We start from the raw sequence: 2,764 nt of genomic DNA on the forward strand, positions 1-2,764 counted from the left end.
CCTCATCGCAGAAAAGAGAAAAACCTGATAAAAGTTCCCCAAATACTCACTTTGATTTGTCCAAAAATACCTTCTATTCATTTCCAATTTCTTTCATATCTCTTTCATATTATTTTTGACACTACCATTTTCTCACACAAAGCCACAAAGAACACAAAGGTTTATTGTTTTATTCAATTCCTTTGTGACTTTGTGTCTCTGTGTGATTATTTTTATTAGTCTAACGATAGAGCTCAGCCGCCGCCGTTAGGCGGTCGGCTGCAGCGAGTTGTTAGGCTTTTAATGGTCGTTGTGCCTATTTTCTATTTTTTCCCTACACTCGACTTAGGAGACGACTTATCAAACCCCGAATATTCATCCCCCGATTCCTTTTTATAAGTCCGCTATCCTTCCAGAAAGCAGCAATTTTGGGATCCAAATCTATAGCCTTATTAGCGCAACGCAACGCCTCTGTTGTTTTTTCCAATCCAATTAGAAAAATCGCCTTATTATTCCATGCAGCCGAATTCTTTGGATCAATGTCAATAGCTCTGTCACAACATTCAATGGCTTCTGCAAACTTTCCTAGCTGAGCTAATATGCCGCCTTTATTAACCCAAAGCTCAGCGTCTTGTGGTGTAACTTCAATTGCGCTATTAACACATTCAAGTGCCTCGGTATACCGGTCTAATTTAATGAAAATGTCTAGCTTGTTATTCCAAGCGTTGCTGTCCTTCGGATTGATCTCTAAAGCATTGTTATAGCATTCAACGGCTTCATTATACTTTTCCAGTTTTTTGAGAGCCTTTGCCTTGTCAAGCCATGCGCCAATATAATTTGGTGCTATCTCTAACACGCTGTCATAACACATTATTGCTTCGTTATAGCGTCCGATCTCCAGAAGTAGGCTCCCCCGGTTCTGAAAAACCCTGGCGTCTAATGGCTCTTCTTTTAGAGCCTCATCGAAGCACCTTAAGGCTTCTGCGTACTCCTTTCTCGTCCAATGTTCATTTCCCCTGATAAGCCAAGCATTCGACTTTAGTACTATATTACCAACTCTTGTCTTAACTGCATGACCGGACTTAGCGTATTCCGTCTTTTCAAAAACAGTCACCCTCATATCTGGGTTCTCTAACATTAATCTTATAAGAACCGTTTTACTAACCTTATAGCCCTTTATTGCGAATTCGGGTATTCTTTTATGCATATTAAAAACATGCTGGGTTTTAACACCAAATAGTGCAGGAACTCCACTTTCAGTAAATCTTGTGGGGCTTTCGGCTATCGTGTAACACTCTGGAATCAACTTTATTTCCTCAAAAACACGTTGTCCTAAATTTTCGTCGTCTATAGTATCCAAAAAGCAGTTCATTCCGATTTGATATTTTTCTGGAAGGATTTTGGTTTTTCGATACTCATAAAAAGGATCGTTTTTCATTGTATGCCTCTCTTTTCTCAAAAAATAATCCATAATATTTTCCTGCCTAACGACCAAGCTCACCTGCCCGAGCGAAGCGAGGGTCAGGTGCAGCGATGGGTTAGAAATTATTTTATATGAATGACTTCCTTTGGTTCAAGATTTTTTGCCATTGACCAAACAGTAGCAACCATTTCTTTGACCCGAAATACGGCAATTATCTCGTGACCATATTGATCAACAATGGGTTTAAGAAAAGGTCTGCTTGAAATAATTTCTTCTTTCAGCTTCATATCGTTTTCTGGTTCAGCGACTCCGCTGACACGGACCTGGACCATGTTCTGAGGATCCATATTGTAGAAACACAGTTCAACATTAGGGTTTGCCCGAAGTTGTTTGTAAACATCTCTCACAGCACCCGTGTGAAAGATTATGCCTTTCTCGTCAGCCCGATACATCCACATCCATCGAGCATGTGGCTTATTGTCAACGCATGTTGCCAGAGTGCAAGCCATATTTTCGTTGATGAATTCAAGTACTTCTTTTTGTGTCATCTTTTTCCTCCTTTTTTATTTCTAACGACCAAGCTAAGCTGCGGCGGATTTATCCGCCGTCAGCTTCAGCGATTGGTTAGATTGTCTGCAAAAGTTCAACATCTGGCAAATTTTCATAGACTTCTATGAAAGTGCTGGAGTTTTCTAATACATCTATCACAATCTGTAGAGGTGAAGGCCATATTTCAAGAAGATTGGCTTCCCGCTTATCATTTGTTGAAAACGCTAATTGTTCTATTGGTGGTGTAAATTGAGCATCCACACCTTCTTTATTACCACGCGCATCTATACGATACCATCCATACTCAGGCAGAAATACTGCATTTAAGCCATGCAAACAATACGGAGTTCCCTTACCTTCTAATCTTATCCGTTGGTAACAGAAGCCCGTTGGAATATCATTTGCTCTCAGTAAGGCACCAAGAAGGTGACTTTTTGCATAGCAATAACCAGTTTTATACAGCAACACATCTGAGGCTTTGCAGGTGACAGGGTTAAGCTGGTAATCCCAGCTATGCTTGATATTATCTCTGACCCACTCAAAGCAACTTTTTGCTATTTCTATGTTCGATTTACATCCTTCAGCCAGTTCTTTTGCTAACGCTTGAATAGTAGGATACTTCCAGTCAATGATTTTGGTCTCTTCTAAATATTTTTCCATAGTATTTTGAGTTCTCATGTTACAATCTAACGATAGAGCTCACCTGCTGCGGGGAGAATTACCACTAACCTTTGTAAACAAAATAACCTTTTGATAAACCACAAAACTTCAATTGCGGCACAGCCCCCGCAGTCAGGTGCAGCGAAGGGTTAG

3 protein-coding genes are annotated in these 2,764 nt (G+C 40.2%); all 3 read right to left on the reverse strand.

Annotation, left to right across the window (positions count from 1 at the left end):
• Nucleotides 1-313: 313 nt before the first annotated feature.
• Nucleotides 314-1,417: a tetratricopeptide repeat protein gene (locus AB1414_18600; protein ID MEW6609425.1), complete on the reverse strand. Its 1,104-nt coding sequence runs from the start codon at nt 1,415-1,417 to the stop codon at nt 314-316.
• 107 nt (nt 1,418-1,524) lie between these two features.
• Nucleotides 1,525-1,950: a pyridoxamine 5'-phosphate oxidase family protein gene (locus AB1414_18605; protein MEW6609426.1), complete on the reverse strand. Its 426-nt coding sequence runs from the start codon at nt 1,948-1,950 to the stop codon at nt 1,525-1,527.
• 76 nt (nt 1,951-2,026) lie between these two features.
• Entirely contained in the window at nt 2,027-2,611 is a 585-nt protein-coding gene (locus AB1414_18610) for a transglutaminase family protein (protein ID MEW6609427.1), read from the reverse strand.
• Nucleotides 2,612-2,764: the final 153 nt, after the last annotated feature.

The organism is bacterium, assembly GCA_040755795.1.
Lineage (GTDB): Bacteria > UBA9089 > CG2-30-40-21 > CG2-30-40-21 > SBAY01 > JBFLXS01.

Excerpts from the sequence above, each read along its gene's own strand:
- AB1414_18600 (MEW6609425.1), bottom strand. The coding sequence starts at position 1,417 with ATGAAAAACGATCCTTTTTATGAGTATCGAAAAACCAAAATCCTTCCA.
- AB1414_18605 (MEW6609426.1), bottom strand. The coding sequence starts at position 1,950 with ATGACACAAAAAGAAGTACTTGAATTCATCAACGAAAATATGGCTTGC.
- AB1414_18610 (MEW6609427.1), bottom strand. The coding sequence starts at position 2,611 with ATGGAAAAATATTTAGAAGAGACCAAAATCATTGACTGGAAGTATCCT.